Origin of the sequence: Paenibacillus sp. FSL R5-0341 (assembly GCF_037975235.1) — a bacterium.
GTDB lineage: Bacteria > Bacillota > Bacilli > Paenibacillales > Paenibacillaceae > Paenibacillus > Paenibacillus amylolyticus_A.
The window spans coordinates 862,427-880,563 of the sequence record NZ_CP150241.1; the positions used below are offsets into that span (position 1 = coordinate 862,427).

General features: G+C 45.4%; 16 protein-coding genes. 9 read left to right on the forward strand and 7 right to left on the reverse strand.

Going from position 1 to position 18,137, the window contains the following annotated elements:
- Positions 1-11 precede the first annotated feature (11 nt).
- Positions 12-953 (reverse strand): AraC family transcriptional regulator, encoded by a 942-nt coding sequence (locus MKX75_RS03935; RefSeq protein ID WP_076333397.1) that lies wholly within the window; start codon positions 951-953, stop codon positions 12-14.
- Positions 954-1,124: 171 nt separating this feature from the next.
- Here MKX75_RS03935 and MKX75_RS03940 point away from each other — a divergent pair, with 171 nt between their 5' ends.
- The 3 genes from MKX75_RS03940 (at position 1,125) to MKX75_RS03950 (ending at position 4,798) form a co-directional block, all read left to right on the forward strand.
- Positions 1,125-2,144 carry a glycoside hydrolase family 88 protein gene (locus tag MKX75_RS03940; RefSeq protein WP_076333396.1) on the forward strand — a complete coding sequence of 340 codons (1,020 nt, stop codon included), beginning with the start codon at positions 1,125-1,127 and terminating at the stop codon, positions 2,142-2,144.
- 13 nt (positions 2,145-2,157) lie between these two features.
- Positions 2,158-4,338: a 1,3-beta-galactosyl-N-acetylhexosamine phosphorylase gene (gene gnpA / locus MKX75_RS03945; RefSeq protein ID WP_339168496.1), complete on the forward strand. Its 2,181-nt coding sequence runs from the start codon at positions 2,158-2,160 to the stop codon at positions 4,336-4,338.
- A gap of 238 nt (positions 4,339-4,576) precedes the next feature.
- The gene (locus tag MKX75_RS03950) at positions 4,577-4,798 is read left to right on the forward strand and encodes a hypothetical protein (RefSeq protein WP_249913525.1); all 222 of its coding nucleotides are present in this window, start codon (positions 4,577-4,579) and stop codon (positions 4,796-4,798) included.
- Positions 4,799-4,942: 144 nt separating this feature from the next.
- Here MKX75_RS03950 and MKX75_RS03955 read toward each other — a convergent pair whose 3' ends face one another.
- Together MKX75_RS03955 and MKX75_RS03960 are read right to left on the reverse strand one after the other, a co-directional pair.
- A complete protein-coding gene (locus MKX75_RS03955; protein ID WP_339168498.1) occupies positions 4,943-5,266 on the reverse strand; it encodes a hypothetical protein in 324 nt (107 codons plus the stop codon).
- Between the two features lie 113 nt (positions 5,267-5,379).
- Positions 5,380-6,324, reverse strand: coding sequence for an alpha/beta hydrolase (locus MKX75_RS03960; RefSeq protein WP_339168499.1), 945 nt, complete (start codon positions 6,322-6,324; stop codon positions 5,380-5,382).
- A 179-nt stretch (positions 6,325-6,503) separates the two neighbouring features.
- On the opposite strand from MKX75_RS03960, the gene MKX75_RS03965 reads away from it, so the two are divergent.
- The 3 genes from MKX75_RS03965 (at position 6,504) to MKX75_RS03975 (ending at position 9,849) form a co-directional block, all read left to right on the forward strand.
- Entirely contained in the window at positions 6,504-6,833 is a 330-nt protein-coding gene (locus MKX75_RS03965) for a metalloregulator ArsR/SmtB family transcription factor (RefSeq protein ID WP_339168501.1), read from the forward strand.
- A 169-nt stretch (positions 6,834-7,002) separates the two neighbouring features.
- Positions 7,003-8,766, forward strand: a complete 1,764-nt coding sequence (gene sulP, locus MKX75_RS03970) for a sulfate permease (RefSeq protein WP_339168503.1) — start codon at positions 7,003-7,005, stop codon at positions 8,764-8,766.
- A 93-nt stretch (positions 8,767-8,859) separates the two neighbouring features.
- A complete protein-coding gene (locus MKX75_RS03975) occupies positions 8,860-9,849 on the forward strand; it encodes a phosphotransferase (RefSeq protein WP_339168505.1) in 990 nt (329 codons plus the stop codon).
- 124 nt (positions 9,850-9,973) lie between these two features.
- Here the strand turns inward: MKX75_RS03975 and MKX75_RS03980 are convergent, their stop codons facing one another.
- The 3 genes from MKX75_RS03980 to MKX75_RS03990 form a co-directional block, all read right to left on the reverse strand.
- Positions 9,974-10,966, reverse strand: coding sequence for a DUF4003 family protein (locus MKX75_RS03980; protein ID WP_145152695.1), 993 nt, complete (start codon positions 10,964-10,966; stop codon positions 9,974-9,976).
- Between the two features lie 239 nt (positions 10,967-11,205).
- A complete protein-coding gene (locus MKX75_RS03985) occupies positions 11,206-11,601 on the reverse strand; it encodes a hypothetical protein (protein ID WP_062836300.1) in 396 nt (131 codons plus the stop codon).
- Positions 11,602-11,770: 169 nt separating this feature from the next.
- Positions 11,771-12,136 (reverse strand): DUF6713 family protein, encoded by a 366-nt coding sequence (locus tag MKX75_RS03990; protein WP_339168507.1) that lies wholly within the window; start codon positions 12,134-12,136, stop codon positions 11,771-11,773.
- Between the two features lie 321 nt (positions 12,137-12,457).
- Between MKX75_RS03990 and MKX75_RS03995 the strand changes: the two genes are divergently transcribed.
- Complete coding sequence (locus MKX75_RS03995; RefSeq protein ID WP_339170331.1) at positions 12,458-13,837, forward strand: amino acid permease; 1,380 nt, start codon at positions 12,458-12,460, stop codon at positions 13,835-13,837.
- 403 nt (positions 13,838-14,240) lie between these two features.
- Positions 14,241-15,770, forward strand: coding sequence for an acetylhydrolase (locus tag MKX75_RS04000; protein WP_339168508.1), 1,530 nt, complete (start codon positions 14,241-14,243; stop codon positions 15,768-15,770).
- 26 nt (positions 15,771-15,796) lie between these two features.
- On the opposite strand, the gene MKX75_RS04005 is transcribed toward MKX75_RS04000, so the two are convergent.
- The gene (locus MKX75_RS04005; RefSeq protein ID WP_339168510.1) at positions 15,797-16,780 is read right to left on the reverse strand and encodes a MerR family transcriptional regulator; all 984 of its coding nucleotides are present in this window, start codon (positions 16,778-16,780) and stop codon (positions 15,797-15,799) included.
- Positions 16,781-17,151: 371 nt separating this feature from the next.
- Between MKX75_RS04005 and MKX75_RS04010 the strand changes: the two genes are divergently transcribed.
- Positions 17,152-18,054, forward strand: a complete 903-nt coding sequence (locus MKX75_RS04010) for an SDR family oxidoreductase (RefSeq protein ID WP_062836304.1) — start codon at positions 17,152-17,154, stop codon at positions 18,052-18,054.
- Positions 18,055-18,137: the final 83 nt, after the last annotated feature.

An 18,137-nucleotide genomic window follows, 5' to 3' on the forward strand; every position in this document is an offset into this window, starting at 1 on the left:
TGGACATAAACTCATACCCACCCCGTAAATTCCAATATCGACGCTTTTGCAGACTGTGCTTCTGTATGAGCCCCTTTGCGCCAGGCTTTGGGCGATTCTCCCATCAGTTTGGCGAAGCAGCGGTTAAAGCTGGAGATGGATCGGAAACCGACCTGCTCAGAGATAGACAGAATGGACGCCTCCGTGCTTTTCAACCGCTTGCATGCCTCTTCGACCCGTGTACTATTCAGAAAATCGAGCGGTGTGGTTCCCATAATTTCATGGAACTTGCGGCGAAAATGCGTTGTACTCAGATGACACAGATCAGCGAGGTAATCGATGGTCACGGGCATCATATAATTTTTGGTGATAAACTCCAGCACGGGTGAGATGACCAAGTCACCTTGAAGGTCCCTTTCCTGATCCTGCGCTGACCAGCTCTCGTTACTCGCATGAACTCGAAGCAGTTCGATATATAGAGACATCAACAAGCCGTACGCGCTCTCCCGATAGTAGGGGGACTGCTGTTTCATTTCTTCTACGATTGATGTTGCGAGCATATGAATTTTGGGATGCTGTTCCTTATTCAGAATGCAATTGGTTCCCTGAATGGCCCATAAATTCGGTTCAATGTGAGTTTGAGCGGTATTGAGCGAATGACGGAAGAGCTCTTCCGGTGAAAAAAAGATATAAGCCCACAGGCTGGCGTTATTAGGCGAGCTGTATGTGGTATGCGGAAGATAGCGAGGAATGAACGTGATGTCGCCTGCCCGAAAAGGTACAGATTCCCCCTTAATCTCCATGATGCCTCCATCCGAATAACAGATGCCAATCTCCATGTGGTTATGGAAATGAAGATGCTCACTCTTGATATCGGATATTCTCCAGCGGTCTCCACTGAGTAACAGGACAGGAAAATCAATGGGCAGACTGTAGTGACGATATTCAATGACAGGTTTCTTCGGTTTGGGCATTTTCGAGGACTCCTATGTATAAATGATTGAAATTGCACAGTTTTGTTGCGAAAATGCTTAGATTGAGACTATTTTACTGCGTACAATGGAATAAGTAAAGCGTTTACAAAAATGGACGGACACCTCTCAGGGCGCACTTGGGGGCGTGTGCGCAGGGAGAGGGGAATAACAATGCTTCAAGTGAAATATGACAGAGAACAGATTCTAAACGTAATCGAGAGCGTTACCAAGAAAACACTGGATATGGATCTGACATGGGATTGGCCCGGCGGTGTGGCTTATTATGGCGTATCCAGAGCCTATCAAACGACAGGCAACCAAGAGATTCTGGACAGGCTGGTGAAATGGGCGGACGAATATATCGAGCTGGGTCTACCGAGCTGGACGGTAAATACTTGTGCCATGGGTCATGTGCTCATCACTTTATATGAAGAAACCGGTGATCAGAAGTATTGGGATATTGTCCTCAGCAAAGTCGATTATCTCCAGAACCATGCGCTTCGCTTTGGAGACAATGTGCTTCAGCATACGGTATCCGTTTCCAATGATTTTCCGGAACAGGCTTGGGCGGACACCTTGTTTATGGCGGCATTTTTCCTGCTCCGCGTAGGTAGCAAATTAAAAGATGAGGCCATGATTCAGGATGCGCTGAATCAGTATTACTGGCATATCAAATACCTTCAAGATCCGACCAGCAGTCTGTGGTATCACGGTTATAACAATATCAACAAGGATCACATGTCCGGCTTTTACTGGGGAAGAGCAAATGCTTGGGGAGCCTATACGATGTCTCAAGTGAAACCGCAATTGAACGACTGGTATTTGTATCCGCAGTGTATGGATGTAGAATGTGCTCTTCGCGATCAATTGGCGGCTCTCAAGCTGGTGCAGACCGAGAACGGCTTGTGGCGTACGGTTTTGAATGACGAAGAATCGTATGAAGAGGTGTCAGCTTCCGCTGGTATTGCAGCAGCCATGATCAATAATGGCAATCCACTGCATACCAAATATGTGCAAAAGGCACTCGAAGGCATCCTGAGCAACATTAGCGAAGATGGGCGTGTGCTTGGTGTATCTGGCGGTACGGCGGTCATGAAGGATCGGGATGGTTATCGCAATATTCCAAAAGACTGGATTCAGGGCTGGGGTCAGGGCCTGGCACTCGCTTTTCTGTCCGATATGTTGAGATAGGGAGGGAACCAAAATGTCCAAACCAACCAAAGGCTCTTTTACACTACCGGGAGAATCTGGTTATGAGGCACTGACGCTGGAACTTGCCGATCGCTGGGGTGCCGATGTAATCCGTGACAGTGACGGTACAAAACTGTCCGATGAAATTATTAATGCCGGATATGGCATCTATTCAACCATTTGCATTATTCGGGATCATAATGAGTGGGCATCCCGTAATCTGGATAAGCTGCAACAATGTTTTCTAATAACGAATCCGAAGGTTGCTGTACAAGATTATATATCCATCTATCTGATGGAGGACTTCTTTGCTGAACAATTCAGGGTGAATGATTCCAAAGAAGCGTTTAAATATTGGCAAGTTTATGATCGAACGACTGGGGAAGAAGTTCCTAGAGGACAGTGGAATTATGAAAGGGAATCTGGCAATGTTGTGATTACCGGCGTTGCTCCTTGGCATAAATACACGGTGAGTTTCATGGTCTATCGAATATGGGAAGAGATCTCCATGTACAATCATACGACCAATAACTGGGACAAAGAGCATCTGATGCAAATTGATCCGATCTATACGGAAACGCAAACGTATCTGGTGGATTGGATGGAAACGTGGTGTCAAAACCATCCGGAAACAACGGTTGTACGTTTTACATCCCTATTTTATAATTTCGCCTGGATCTGGGGCAGTGATGAGCGGAATCGCCATCTGTTCTCGGATTGGGGTTCATACGATTTCACGGTAAGTTCGAGAGCGCTGGATCTGTTTGCTCAAAAATATGGGTATTCACTCTCGGCTGAGGACTTTGTGAATGGCGGTAAATATCAGGTCACTCATATGCCTGCGGATCAGCGCAAACTGGACTGGATGGCATTTATCAATGATTTTGTGATTGAATTCGGTAAAAAGTTGATTGATATTGTGCATAAACATGACAAGCTGGCGTATGTCTTCTATGATGACAGCTGGGTAGGCATGGAGCCGTACAATGATCGCTTTGAGGAATTTGGATTCGACGGCATGATCAAATGTGTGTTCTCCGGTTATGAGGCAAGAATGTGCTCAGGCGTTAAGGTCGATACCCATGAGATTCGCTTGCATCCATATTTGTTCCCAGTTGGGTTAGGCGGGCTTCCTACCTTCAAGGAGGGCGGAGATCCTACCCTGGATGCGAAGAAATATTGGATTAATATTCGGCGTGCATTGCTTAGGGAGTCGATTGACCGGATTGGACTAGGTGGATACTTGCATCTAGTTGAGCCTTACCCGGACTTTGTGGATTATATCGAGAAGATTGCCCATGAATTCAGGGAAATGAAAGAGCTGCACCAAGAAGGAAAACCGTATCAGATCAAAACAAAGGTAGCCGTGCTGCATAGCTGGGGCAAGTTAAGATCGTGGACCTTGTCCGGTCATTTTCATGAAACGCATATGTATGATCTGATTCATGTGAATGAGGCGTTATCCGGTTTACCGATCGAGGTCAAATTCATTGATTTTGATGATATTCGTCGGGGTGTATTGAAGGATGTGGATGTTGTCATTAATGCGGGTTCTGCTGGTTCTGCCTGGAGTGGTGGAGAGCACTGGAACGACCACCGAGGTGTAGACATCCTGACCCAGTGGGTGTACGAAGGCGGTACCTTTATGGGTATCAACCAGCCTTCAGCGGCCCACGGGTACGACAGCTTTTTCAGAATGGCGCATGTGCTTGGGGTAGATGAGGATACAGGTGCAAGAGTCGTTCATGGAAAATGGTCGTATGAGGCTCACGATGCGCACGGCCTGGTGCCGGAAGGTGCTAATATCGCGTCAAAAGGTAAAGGTAGCATATATCTTACGGATGGGACAGCCAAGGTATTGCACGAGACAGATGGCAACATTACGTTGTCCACGCATGCTTTCGAGAAAGGGCAAGGAATCTACTTATCTTCGTTCGAATTCAATTGGGAAAACACGAGATTGCTGCAGAATCTGATTCGTTTTGCCGGGAATGAGGTGGGTGAGGCAAAGTATATTCCGGATAACCTGTATACCGAGTGTGCCTACTACCCTGAGAGCAACATATTGGTTGTGATCAATAATAGCGATCAGGTTCAATCCACGACGATTGATACGGAGCATGGAAAACAAACCGTGGAATTAGATCCGTATGACACGGTGATCACCAAGATTGGCGCAATTAAATCAGTGTAGGAACGGATATGGGTTCTATTTTATAACGAAAAAGCTCAAGCCTGCGGCGATCAGCCAATGCTTGAGCTTTAGTTGTATTCAGTGTCTATTAAAGCCTGTATTCCCTACTGGATTGATAAGTTAAATGCGTATTATACAAGAAATTTTATGGAAATGCAAGAGGAAAAAGGTTGCTTTTACGTAGGCTATCGTTTATTCTAAAAAAAGGAAGTCTACTATATTTTAATAGGAGGTATGGATGATGGAAAATATGATGATGATGAACATGATGATGAATATGTGCATGGAAGAAATGATGTGTAAAATGAAATCCATGAAGATGATGATGGAATGTATGGAAGACAAAAGCATGATGGAAGGCATGGATATGAATAAAATGATGTCCTGCATGCAAGAGTGCGACGAAATGATGACCACGATGATGGGCATGATGAGCAACATGAAGAAAGCATCCATGTAATTCATTGAGTACCAAGTTTGAATTGTAAAGCTGGCGGGCTTTACAACTCTGCAGAACAGTTCACTGTATGCAGTCCAAAATAGTAAGCCTTTCAATAGGGCGGGTTGAGCAGACGAACTGCAGACCGGCTTTTTTTCTTATTTATTATTGATATTGAAGAATCTTCCGCGATACATCGATCCGCATCAGCTTTAATTTGAACCATTGCTCCTGCAAGGATTCAGTCTGGTATCCTTCTGAAGCGACTCTTAGCTTGCTAAAAATATCCACCAGTTGCTTGTTGATTCGGTCATAACTTATAAGCAATTCACGGAGCAGTATAGCTTTTCGTTCTTCCTCCAGCAACGCATCCTTCTGATCACGAAGCTTTCTGAGAATATCTTCAGCCCATTCCGAGTCTTCTATAGTACGGGCAAAATTATATAAGTCCAAATAATCGTTAACCCAAGTTTCTGTCAAAGAATCCATGGCGTTATTCACTCCAGTCAGCTACGCTTTTCTATATACCTAGTATTATACCCGGAATAATACAATTTACAAGTGCTGAATGAGAATTTTCTGGATTTTTTTCCGTTGTAGTCTTATATATGCGATTCATGTGATCCATGTTTAATGATATGAATGATTTTGTGCTTAGCGTCTTTGGCTTCAGGAATCGGATACAGCACGAAGACGTGATTCATTTTGGGATATACGAAAGTATGATGCTCAATACCTTGGTCCGTCAGCTTTTTATCAAGCTCCATGTTGTCCGGAAATAAACCTTCATGGGTTCCGATGAAGATGCTAATCTTGCCAAGCCCTTCGAAATCCCCGTAGATTGGACTAATGAGCGGGTCATTCAGCTGTTTATCGGCTGCCCAAATCCGACGAATCACATCATACCCTTCCACAGCCAGCATGGGATCTCTGGTCTCATAGTCGAAGATAACGGGATTATCCAAAACCATATCCACACACGGTGATAATAGAATAATGTCTTTGGGCTGAGGAAGAGAATTCATCTTCAGGTAGTGTGCAAGACTTAGCGAGATATTTCCTCCTGCTGAATCTCCCATAATGGTTAGCTGTAAGGGACTTTTTATGGATGCAATGATATCTCGATACAGATTTAGAAGTTTTGGATACGTATGCTGATAGTTGAAGTGAGGCAATTTGGGATAGATGGGGGCGATTACTTTGGCATTCAGCGCCTGAGCCATATGATCCATGAATTTCCAATGGAAGGACAGCGGTTGATGCGTATGTGCTCCTCCATGAATATAGAGAATAACCCGTTGATCAGGGGAACTCTGGTCATTTAAAGTAAACACCTGCATGTCTTCATAGGAACGCTCCTTGATAGGCGAAGTTAATTTAACTTTACCTAATTGATAGGGCTTAATGTTCTCAACGCCCATGTGCTCCAGATGTTTCTGTGTATGTTCCCGTGTGGATAGATTTTTCTTGCTATCTAATGTTCCGATGTATTTTTCTAATAAATAGCTCGTTACAGAGCGTCTTTTATTATAAATTTGTATGCTCATTTAAGGATCGTCCTCTCATCATTGAAGGTTGATATGTATAGTATAAAGGTTGAAGTATACTTCAAGGTCAAGGCTGGCATGCAGCAGGTACCAATCCTTATGGTATAGAATGAAACTTATGAGCGCATCTATGTTATGATCTTTATATATTCAAAAGTTTGAATAAAGGGGTATAACGTATGAATCAGAGCATACAACAGTTTAAAGCGGATTTTTTCAAAGCCTTGGCTCACCCCATGCGGATTCAGATTCTGGAGTTGCTGAGTGAAGGGGCAAAGAACGTCAACGAGTTACAAAGTATCCTGGGGTCTGAAGGCTCCGCTGTTTCGCAACAACTGGCTGTATTACGTAGCAAAAATGTTGTGCAGGGTCTGAAGGAAGGGACTACGGTCATATACTCTCTGCGTGATCCTTTGATTAAAGACTTGCTGGAGGTTGCCAAGCAGATTTTTGACAATCATCTGGTCGATGCCATTTCCATGTTGGAAGATATCCGCAAAGAATCATAAACACGCGAAACAAGAGGAACCGGAAGTAAGTTCAGGTAACTTCTTGTTTTTTTGCATGTAATCCACGTCTCAGGTTGTGAGCATTTCGATTGACAGGGTGCTCGCACGGGCGTAGTCTTTTTATTATATTCAAATATTCAAATATATAAAGAAAAGAAGGTTAAGTCAGATGAAATGGATGGGGAGATATGCAGGGTACAATGGTTCTGCTTTTCGGAAGGATCTGTTATCAGGGCTAATTGTAGGTATTATTGCGATTCCACTCGGTATGGCGTTTGCTATCGCTTCCGGGGTCAAACCGGAGTATGGCTTGTATACCACGGTGATCGCAGGGATTCTCATTTCCTTGCTTGGTGGTTCCAAATTTCAGATTGGCGGGCCGACGGGGGCATTTATTCCGATCCTCTTCGCCATTGTGATGCAGTATGGATATGAAAATCTGCTGATTGCCGGAATTATGGCCGGAGTGATGCTTGTACTAATGGGGTTGTTTAAGCTTGGGGCGTTAATCAAGTTTATCCCACGACCCGTGACCATTGGATTTACGGCGGGTATTGCCGTCATTATTTTCAGTGGGCAGATTGCTAATTTTCTGGGACTAAGCGGGATTGTGAAACATGAAGATTTTTGGTCCAATATGAAAGAAATCGGGGCGCATATCTCAACCATTAATATATATAGTTTGCTGACAGCAGGCTGTTGTCTGACTGTTATTCTGCTTGTGCCGAGATTTGCACCGAAGGTGCCTGCATCACTGGTAGGTCTGGTTCTATCGACGGTAGTCGCAGCGTTGTTTTTTGAAGGGCAGGTGACTACGATCGGATCATCCTTTGGTGCGATACCAAGCTCCTTGCCTCAATTTCATGTGCCTGAGATGACGTGGGAGCGAATCGTAAACTTGCTGCAACCCGCTTTTGTCATCGCCATGCTGGGGGGAATTGAATCGTTGCTATCCGCTGTTGTGGCCGATGGCATGACCGGAAGTCGCCATAACAGCAATCGGGAGCTTATTGGGCAGGGGATCGCTAATATGGTAACGCCGTTATTTGGTGGTATTCCTGCAACAGGAGCGATTGCACGTACGGCAACGAATATTAAATCCGGAGCTGTATCACCATTGTCTGGGGTTATTCATGGTGTAGTAGTCCTATTAGTCATTGTTCTGTTCGCATCCTATGCTTCCCATATTCCACTTGCCAGTATGGCTCCAGTTCTGATGATGGTTGCCTGGAATATGAGTGAACGGAGATCGTTCATGCATGTCATGAAAACTAAAACGAGCGATTCGCTCGTTCTGCTTATTACCTTTTTGCTTACTGTATTTACTAGTTTAACGACAGCTGTAGAAGTAGGGTTGATTCTGGCTGTTCTTTTATTTGTTAAGCGAATGAGTGAGATGTTGAAGGTTGCCAAAGTGCTGCCCGATCCCAATCATAAACATGAGAAAGTTATGGCGCACATGGTCCGTGAAGGACATGATTGTCCGCAAATAAGCCTGTATACCATTGAAGGGCCACTATTCTTTGGTGCCGCGGATAGGTTCGAGAAGTCGGTCATGGATTCGATTCATCGGCGACCAGGTATTTTGCTATTGCGCATGGGCAAGGTGCCCTTTATGGATACGACAGGTGAATCCAACCTGGCCCATATTGTCAAATATATGGAGAGTTCTGGAGGAAGGGTTTTACTTTCAGGCATTCAGGCACAACCGTTGGAGATGCTGAAGAGAACAGGCTTGATTGAACGGATTGGTCCTGAGCATATGTTTGAACATACGGGTGAAGCTATCAATTATGCGTTAGTGCATCTGGATGAACAGAAATGTAGGGGATGCAAACATTTTGCCTTTCGTGAATGTGCTGCATTGTCGAGCGATGGAACTATGGGAGTCCAAAGAGTATTTACCCATCAAAATATATATTCTGGAAAATAAATTAAAATTATACTATGTTATAGGTTGATAGGTGAAAGGATTACATCGTTCATCAGATTAGAAATAATCATATTAAACCGAAGGAGCAACCATATGTCCATTCAACCGACTGCTTTACGTTCAGTGCTTAACCCCAGGTATCTGGAGTCTGCATTGAGTAATCAATATGACATGGGAACATGGGAAGAATGTTTATTTTGGCTTAGAGGATTGAATGATACCTACCGGGTTCGCACGTCCACTGGCATGTATATTCTCCGTATCTATCGTACTGAAATCACGGAGGCAGATGTACAGTATGAGCTATCTTTATTATCTCAACTGAAGAACGTTCTAACTTCTGCGGAACATACCGACATTGGAGAATACATCGAGAAGAAAGATCATACAGGATATACGGTGTTGGAGGCTGCGGAAGGCAAGCGAGTGGCTGTAATGTTTCGGTATATCGAGGGTACGGAGAACAACCTGGAGGATGATGAGTCTTGTTACGCCTTTGGCCAGTCTGCTGCTGAATTACATAAGGCTATGGATCAGGTGAACGTGGAGCTGCCACGATATGAGCTGGATCTGAAATTTCTTATTGACGAACCTCTTGAGAGAATTATCAACTACATCGGTGAGAACAACGAAGCAGCAGCATTTCTCCACACGTTTGCCACAACGTTAAAAGAACGAATCGGTGCCGCTTCCAGACAAGGTCTGGACGTTGGTCTGTGCCATGGCGATATGCATGGGAATAACAATGCGTTTCAACAGGATCATCAGTTTATCCATTACGACTTCGAGTGGGCAGCCAAAGGCTGGCGTGCCTATGATTTAGCTCAAGTGAAAGTTCGAAAAAGGCAGTCTGCTGAGCGAAAAGTAGCATTATGGGATGCGCTAATGGCAGGGTATCGTTCGGTGAGAAGCTTCTCTGCCGAAGATGAGCAGGCGGTTGATCTCTTTATTGTCGCTCGCCGATTCTGGGTGATGGGTCTGGATGTTGCTTTTATTGAAAGTGATATGGGGGCGCTGGACTATGGTTCGGATTGGCTGGATAGTTTCGTGGAAGAGTTCCGGGATACAGGAATTGTACCCTAGTGAATGATCAACATTATTTTAGGTGTAGGTTTGAATGTTGTAAGACCCTTCCGAGTGAACTTGAACTCGGGAGGGCTTTTTTCTAATTATTTTGAAGCTAACATTGAAGTTAACATGGTTACTTTTAGCTTGACGATGATGAAGAAGCAGCTGCAGCCGATGCTGCGGCCGCTGCGGTCAAGGCCGCCTGCTGGGCGATTATAATATTCGTGATACTGGTTGAGATCGCTGTCGTAAGCACACCGTTTCGCAGATTCTCCACATGTTGAATGGCGATCAACGCAGATGAGAACAGGAGCAACTCCTGTTTATCGATCGACCAAGCACCGAAGCCTTTTTGAGTCCGTAACCAGTCATTTGTTTCCGCGACTTCATCAACTAATGAGTCTCTGTCCGAAGGCAGTAGGGAAAGGATGCCGAGAGAGGGTAATGTGTACGTTTTATCCATTCGGAGATCCCTTTTGCGAAAAGCTTCATTTAAGGCAATCACACGAGCACTTGCATCCGGGGTATCATCTCCAAGAACCAGTACCTGTGTTAACGCCTGCACACTGTTTCTGGAGGAGAACTCTGGCTTTAATTCGCCATAAAGTTGTTCCATGCGTGCCACACCAGACTCCACGTCGAGATCGGAGAGGGCTAACATGGCAGCGAAAATGTAGTCATCCTGTCCAGTGAGGAAGCGATGCTCTGCTTTCATGGCGTCGTAAAATGATTTAGCCCGCTCCACCGTAGGTTGAAACTGGTCAGGCGATACCTGAGTAGCGATCTGATAGGCGGCAATAACCAGATAATCCGAAGTGCGGAATTTGATTTCTTTCATCAGGTCATAGACATGTAGTGTATCTGCCAGTTTCGTGTTCTCATCCGTTGTAAGGGAGAGCATCGTAGCAATGCTAATGGCAGAATTACCTCTGAATGCAGAGAAGAGTTTGGTGTTTTGCTTGATCAACTCATGGTTTTCACGAATGGCTTCTCCATCGGCTGTTTTATTCTCTGCTGCATAGAGCAGGGCGGCCAGACGATGCATCATCGCATGTTGCCATTTGAACGACTTCTTGATGATCTGGGTGTTGGAAACGAATAGTTCAACTCGTTCTGCATGATGTTGTTGCATAAGTAGACCTCCCGAATGTAGACATTTTCAACAGTTTACTATATAAGTGTATGTTCAAAAAGAGCGGTTTTCTTTACCGCTTATACGCAGACCTCCATTTAAGAAAAATAGGTTGTTTGCTCTTCATTACCCTTTTATTTTAGGTGTACCATTTCCACAGAGAAGAGGGAGTTTTATCAATATAAAAAAGACCGCAATTAGCGGTCGTAGGTTTGATTGATCGATGATACAGGACTGATCTAATTGAAAGAGATCGTGTAGGCTACGTTAGGGTATGCCGTTGTCGAACCTGGAACACGTTCTACGACAGTGATCAGCGTGCCCGGGTTGTAGTAGGCTGAACCGCCGAAGTAAGTATTGTTGTTTACGATGGCTGTACCCAGATCGAGTGTCGTATTATTGTAGCTCCAGTAATAATGCAATTGAAGGGTATTGGCTGCGTTTGTCGTAATTTTCACGCTGGTACCGGTCGTTTTGGCGTTAGGAAGAATGTAGGCGTAGCCTTGCCCGGCCGAGAGTGCATTGGAATAGGTGCCTCCATAGATTACGATGGAGGGATTAGCGGAAGCGGTCAGGCTAAACAGAAGGGAGATGCCTAGAATAAGTGCAAAAAATGTGCTAATGCGTTTTTTCATAGAATGCCCATCCTCTCAAAATAAAGTGTTTTTATAGTTTAACTCGATGTAAACCAAAAACCTTTTCGAAACGGATTGGAGCCCCTCCTTATTCAGTTTATGTTAACGCTAACATTCCTAACGGCTATACTATATACCAATAAAATACAGATGTAAATAGTGGATCAGATTAGATAATTAGGAATATCAAATGAATTAAAGCGATTATTCCCATAGGGTAGATCAATGATCTGGAAAAACCATTTTTAAATTCATTGCGAGGGTGCTTTTCGAAAAAGAAGTGCAGTACGGTATGTATGATGAAAAAGATATCCAGGACCCAAAATGTAATGGTTTGATACGAGCTAAAAAGTAGAGAAAGAATGACCGTGTACATAGGTAAATGAATCCAAGTGAAATATCTGTAGGCTTTATCATCTTCCATATCTTTTAACACGATAAATAATTTCCACTCGGACCGCCTGATGGCATCCATTTCGTGAAGCAGGAAGAGAGATAGGTTAAACAAAAATAAGATTAGTAAAAAGTCAGGCATGTGAACCTCCCATTTTTCAATTTTGTATAAGCAGGTCAATAGCGTAGCGAACAAGTCACATACGGTATTGCGACCAAATATACAATACGTGAGTTGTCCTTCGGGGGTTCCCACAAGAATTGTTGAATGAGCTGACTGCCATATGTATTAAGCGGTTATCCTATATCTATATGTGTAGTGAATCCGTTTCCTCACATTCCTTGTTGTATTTCTGCCGCACATCTCGTACAATTTGGTGGAGCAATTCTGCATTGCGTTAATGTGAATATGAAAATTAAAGATTACATCAGGAAGCTGTACACAAGAAAAGGGGAGAATCGTTTGGAGTCAAAGCAACTATCTAGAGGGCTAAAGCCCCGCCATGTAGAGCTGATTGCACTCGGAGGTACAATCGGCGTTGGTTTGTTCATGGGATCGGCGAGTACGATCAAATGGGCAGGACCATCCGTGCTGCTGGCCTATTTACTGGCCGGTATCGTTATCTTTTTTGTCATGCGTATTATGGGTGAAATGTTGATTCAGGAGCCGGTAACCGGTTCGTTTGCTACATTTGCTCACAAATATATTAGTCCGCTTGCCGGATTCCTGACCGCCTGGAGCTATTGGTTCCTGTGGGTTACGGTTGGTATGGCGGAAGTTACGGCGATTGGTATCTATGTCGGGTATTGGTTCCCGGATATTCCGCAGTGGCTGCCAGCACTTGCTGGAGTGCTCATCATTGCGGCGGCGAATCTGGCGGCCGTGAAGTTCTATGGGGAATTTGAATTCTGGTTTGCGATGATCAAAGTGACGGCTATTGTGGCGATGATCGTGATCGGAACGGGGCTCATCTTCTTCGGCTGGGGCAATCGGGGGCAGGCCATTGGTCTGTCGAATCTGTTCAGCCATGGTGGTTTTTTCCCTGGAGGCATCAAAGGTTTCCTCTTCGCGCTGTGTATCGTAACGGCTGCGTATCAAGGGGTAGAGATGGTCGGTATTACAGCAGGCGAAGCGGAAAATCCGAAATACACCTTGCGTAAAGCGATCAAAAATATCGTGTGGCGTATTCTTATTTTCTACGTTGGTGCCATATTCGTTATCGTAACCTTGTACCCTTGGAACGAGGTAGGCGAGACGGGCAGCCCGTTTGTACTCACCTTTGCCAAAGTTGGCATTGTGGCTGCAGCGGGAATCATTAACTTTGTGGTACTCACGGCGGCCATGTCGGGATGCAACAGCGGGATCTACAGTGCGGGACGGATGTTATACACGCTGGCTGAGAATGGGCAGGCACCTGCCTTTTTCAAAAAGCTGTCCAAAGGGGGAGTTCCCCGCAACAGTATCGTCATTACGATTTCTTTACTGTTGATTGGGGTTGTGCTGAACTACCTGATGCCGGACTCCAAGCTGTTCCTGTACATCTATAGCGCAAGTGTTCTTCCGGGTATGGTTCCATGGTTCGCGCTGGCGTTCAGTCAGTTCCGATTCAGAAAGCGTTGGGGCAACGAGATGGCAGATCATAACTTCAAGTCCAAATGGTTTCCGATCAGCAATTACATTATTATTGTGTATCTGATCCTCGTCATCATCGGTATGGCGTTTAACCCGGATACGCGCTTACCCCTGATTGTAGGAGCTACGTTCATGGCCATCGTGGTGGCTGGATATTACGCATTTGGCATCGGAACAAGACAACGGATAGATGGCGGCGAAGATCGCTAGTCTAATATTCAGAAATCAACTTATATCGTAATACTATACATGCATTCCTTGAAATGATTGAAGAGCCTGCGGGTGATTCAGCGACATTCAGGGAGTGCATTTTTTTGTCACAAATTCATGCTTGAATCTCCTGTAACTGGAGGTTTTAAGATTGGGATTATAAAGATTGCACTAAAGTCTATTTACACTTGCCACTTCGATGACAGAACAACCTTCTGATCGCTGTTATCCCCTGATTTTTTGATTCAATTTTACAAAGGTGAAAATCTGGGGATAAAGGCGAACGAATCCGCTTCTTCAGGTTATTTCTGTCCTCTACGTTCTCGTGTAAATGTTTAGTTCAATTTATATAAGATTCTGCCACACAAGATCAGTTCGCGGCAGACAAGGGGGCATACATCTTATGAGGACAGTAGAATGGATTTATCTTATTTTCAACCTGCTTATGTTCGTGGGGGTAATCGGGATTGGGAGAGAGCATCAACATTTTCGGAAAATGGCATGGGGTGGATTCGCCATATCGAGCGTGCTGCTGATCATCCATGGTGTGGTCGAAGGACTACGTTGGCCGATGATCCCGGCATATCTGCTCACGTTGGTTCCAATGGTTGTGTTATTTACAAAGGCAAGACGCCAGCAGCAGTCAGGTGCAACCTTGCCGAACAGTAAAGGTTCCAGGGCATCCGCTTCCACATCGACTGTGGCGGGGAAACTCGGACGTGTTCGAATCATCTCAACGTCTCTGCTGGTATTGGTATACGCTGTTGTGAGCATTGGCTTACCGCTGCTGTTCCCGGTGTTCTCGTTTGCCAAGCCAGCAGGCCCTTATGGAATCGGAACGGTATCCTACGACTTGACAGATAATAGCCGGGAGGAACTTCTGACGAGTAACGCCGGAGAGAAACGGGAGCTGATGGTACAGATCTGGTATCCGACAAATCCAGAAGCAGAGGGAGCAACAGCCCCTTATGTTAATAAGCCGGAGATCTACGGGACAGCCTTCAATGAAGTGCTGAAACTGCCAAAGCTTTTATTTTCCAGTCTGAGTCAGGTCAAAACGCATGCGATTCAGGAAGCTCAGTTATCTGATGCCGAAGCCACGTATCCGGTTGTTCTTTTCTCTCATGGTCTACATGGTTATGAAAATCAGAATACGTTCCAGGTTGAGCAGCTGGTCAGTCAAGGTTACATTGTTGTAGGTATTAATCACACGTATAGCAGTCTGGTATCCGTATTCCCGGATGGACGTGTGGCGCAGTTTGAATCCGAAGGAAAAGAAGGCTTTGAGCAGCTGCAGTTCAGTTACATGGACAAGTTGAATGAGACATGGGTGAAGGATGCACAGTTTGTATTGGATGAGGTAGAGAAGTTGGCTGAGAGGGACCCGATTGGACGCTTTACAGGACATATGGATTTGGACAATATCGGCATGTTTGGGCATTCATTTGGTGGAGCAACGACAGTACAGATGTTAATGGATGATCCACGTGTGAAAGCAGGCATGAATATGGATGGTGTATTGTTTGGCGAGAAGCGTATCCCTGCCGAAGGTGTGGGTAAGCCGTTCCTGATGATGAGTGCAGATTCAACCGTTGCAGGCACAAGTGTCATGAGTGACGAGGAAATTGCTGCGATGGGCACGACCCGTCCGGAAGCCGAGAAATATTATGAGGAAGTGTACGCTCGGTATGAACCGGTAACCGCAGGAGGGAACTACTGGATGGAGCTGACCAACACCAAACATCTGAGTTTCTCCGATCTCTACCTGATCTCTCCACTGCTCGAATGGACACAGGGTGTAGATGCACGGGGGACGCAACAGCTGGTCAACGTTACAACGATTGATTTCTTCAACCACTATTTGAAAGGGCAACCGCTCCATATGGACAAGGCCGTGGGAGAACATGAGTCCTATTCGTTGAAAAAAGGCTAAACGTAAAAATGGAAGGAGACTGAAATTCAGTCTTCTTCCATTTGTTTTAAACGTAACCGCATGCCCTCCTGCAACAGGTTAATGCCATCTACAATCTGGCTCCATTCGGGATTCATCACCTTGCACAGCTTGTTAAAACGCAGAATGCGATCAGTCACGGAGTCCAGCATATATCGGGCCTGTTTGCCAAAAAATACTTCAGGTGCTTCGGCATGCTCAGCACTGGCATACATCAACACAAAGTCCCACGCTATGCTTTGCACAGCAGGGCTGTCGATGGCCCACCCCTTATCCAGAGCTTCGGTCGTGCGAATGCGAATAGCCTCCATTTTTTTGACCCAGACGTCCGCTTCAACTTGTGGCTGGTTCGCCATAATGAAGAACGGAACCTCCAACCTAGCCAGATCAGCCCAATAGGCCGGATCGTTGATCAGCTCCTGAATTTCCTTCCAGGCCAGTGTTTGCTGAGCCGTCAGTTTCGTATCTTTCATCATGTATTTATCGAAAAAGTGTAGAAACGAAACTCTCCAATCCTGCGGAATGCTGTCCAGCAGATGAGATTCATCCACCTTGGTAGCAACGAATTGTTTTCGCCTGCTTGCATTGGCCGTTAGCGATTCTACCAGATTGGAGATATACGTGAGAGACTGTTCGGAATGCAGGGAAGTGTCTTCTTCATGCCGCCTCGCTTGCTGCAAAATGGAGAGCATGGAATTCATCGTGCCGATCTGGGTTTCCAAGGCCTCAATCTGTAGATCTAACGCCTGTGCTACCGCCAGTTCACCGGACATGAGTTTTCGAATATCCGGTATGCTGAAATTCAAATAACGGAGTGTTGTAATGAGTTCGAGTTGCCACAGGTCTTGCGTTGTATAGAGTCGATGCCCGCCTTCCGTATGACTGGAGGGCTGTAACAGTTCAATCTCATCGTAATAACGGATCGTTTTCACCGTGGAGCCGATCAGTTTGGCTGCTTCACCGATGGAATAGGGTTCTTTATTTGCATTCAACGAGATCACCTCATGTTCTATTATACAATCTCCAGTTAGAGGAAATTCAATGCTAGACGACTGTCAGGAATTCTGGCGGGCTTAGTTTAAAATTCACCCATCTCGGTTACAAAGGAAAGAGTGCAACATTTATGAAAATAACTTCTGAACATAAATTTAACATTTACATGATAACGAAGAGCACAGAAATAACCTGAAGAAACGAAGTGCTCGCCTAAAAGCTTTCTGCAAGAAAGCTACATCGGAAGCATACGCTATCCCCGGATTTTCCCCTTAAATAAGGGAGAGAAAAAAATCTGGGGATAACAGCGATCGTAAGGTTATTCTGTGATCGTAGTGATCAATGTAAATCACCGAGGAGGAATTTGAACATGGCTAATCAAGACCAACACACCATGCAAGATCCAACGACACAATATCCGAAGGCTACACCGGAGTGGAAACAGCAACAGGATGAGCCGGGGCTCCAGCGTGAGATGACTCCTGTTCCCGATGCGGGTGAGAAAAGTTATAAGGGAAGCGGACGTTTAACGGGACGCAAAGCGGTTGTGACCGGAGCTGACAGTGGAATTGGCCGGGCGGCAGCGATTGCGTTTGCCCGTGAAGGTGCAGATGTCGTTCTGGCCTATCTGCCGGAAGAGGAAGCAGATGCACAGGAAGTCGTGAAGCTGATTGAGGAAGCAGGGCGCAAAGCGATTACGAAGCCAGGTGACCTGAAGGATGAGAAATACTGTGAGGAGCTCATTGAATCTGCGGTAAAAGAGCTTGGCGGGATTGATATCCTCGCTAACGTGGCAGGTAAGCAGCAGTTTGTAGAGCAGATTGCAGATCTAACCACCGAGCAGTTCGATGCGACGTTCAAAACAAATGTCTATTCCATGTTCTGGCTCTGCAAAGCAGCGGTAAAACACATGAAACCGGGTAGCTCCATTATCAACACATCATCGATTCAGGCGTACAAACCTTCGCCAATCCTGCTGGATTATGCGACAACGAAGGCATCGATTAACACGTTCAGCAAAGCTCTGGCCCAACAAGTGGGTAGCAAAGGGATTCGTGTCAACGTTGTTGCACCAGGCCCGGTATGGACTCCGCTTCAGGTCGTGGGTGGACAGCCAATCGAGAAGCTCGCTGATTTTGGCTCCAATACACCGCTTGGTCGGGCAGGACAGCCTGCCGAGATGGCTCCGGCATTTGTCTTCCTGGCAAGCCAGGAATCCAGTTATGTGAGCGGCGAGACATTGAATGCGAATGGCGGTACGGTTAGCCCGTAAACGTTGGATATAAAACAAAGAACTCCATTCCCGATGAAGGTGAATGGAGTTTTTTATTGTTATGGATTTATTTCTTGGGCTCA

Bases quoted from the DNA above. Each gene is read 5' to 3' on its own strand.
- MKX75_RS03975 (WP_339168505.1), top strand. From the start codon at position 8,860: ATGTCCATTCAACCGACTGCTTTACGTTCAGTGCTTAACCCCAGGTAT.
- MKX75_RS03985 (WP_062836300.1), bottom strand. From the start codon at position 11,601: ATGAAAAAACGCATTAGCACATTTTTTGCACTTATTCTAGGCATCTCC.
- MKX75_RS03980 (WP_145152695.1), bottom strand. From the start codon at position 10,966: ATGCAACAACATCATGCAGAACGAGTTGAACTATTCGTTTCCAACACC.
- MKX75_RS03965 (WP_339168501.1), top strand. From the start codon at position 6,504: ATGAATCAGAGCATACAACAGTTTAAAGCGGATTTTTTCAAAGCCTTG.
- MKX75_RS03950 (WP_249913525.1), top strand. From the start codon at position 4,577: ATGATGGAAAATATGATGATGATGAACATGATGATGAATATGTGCATG.
- gnpA (WP_339168496.1), top strand. From the start codon at position 2,158: ATGTCCAAACCAACCAAAGGCTCTTTTACACTACCGGGAGAATCTGGT.
- MKX75_RS03955 (WP_339168498.1), bottom strand. From the start codon at position 5,266: ATGGATTCTTTGACAGAAACTTGGGTTAACGATTATTTGGACTTATAT.
- MKX75_RS04010 (WP_062836304.1), top strand. From the start codon at position 17,152: ATGGCTAATCAAGACCAACACACCATGCAAGATCCAACGACACAATAT.
- MKX75_RS03940 (WP_076333396.1), top strand. From the start codon at position 1,125: ATGCTTCAAGTGAAATATGACAGAGAACAGATTCTAAACGTAATCGAG.
- MKX75_RS04000 (WP_339168508.1), top strand. From the start codon at position 14,241: ATGAGGACAGTAGAATGGATTTATCTTATTTTCAACCTGCTTATGTTC.
- MKX75_RS03960 (WP_339168499.1), bottom strand. From the start codon at position 6,324: ATGAGCATACAAATTTATAATAAAAGACGCTCTGTAACGAGCTATTTA.
- MKX75_RS03935 (WP_076333397.1), bottom strand. From the start codon at position 953: ATGCCCAAACCGAAGAAACCTGTCATTGAATATCGTCACTACAGTCTG.
- MKX75_RS03990 (WP_339168507.1), bottom strand. From the start codon at position 12,136: ATGCCTGACTTTTTACTAATCTTATTTTTGTTTAACCTATCTCTCTTC.
- sulP (WP_339168503.1), top strand. From the start codon at position 7,003: ATGAAATGGATGGGGAGATATGCAGGGTACAATGGTTCTGCTTTTCGG.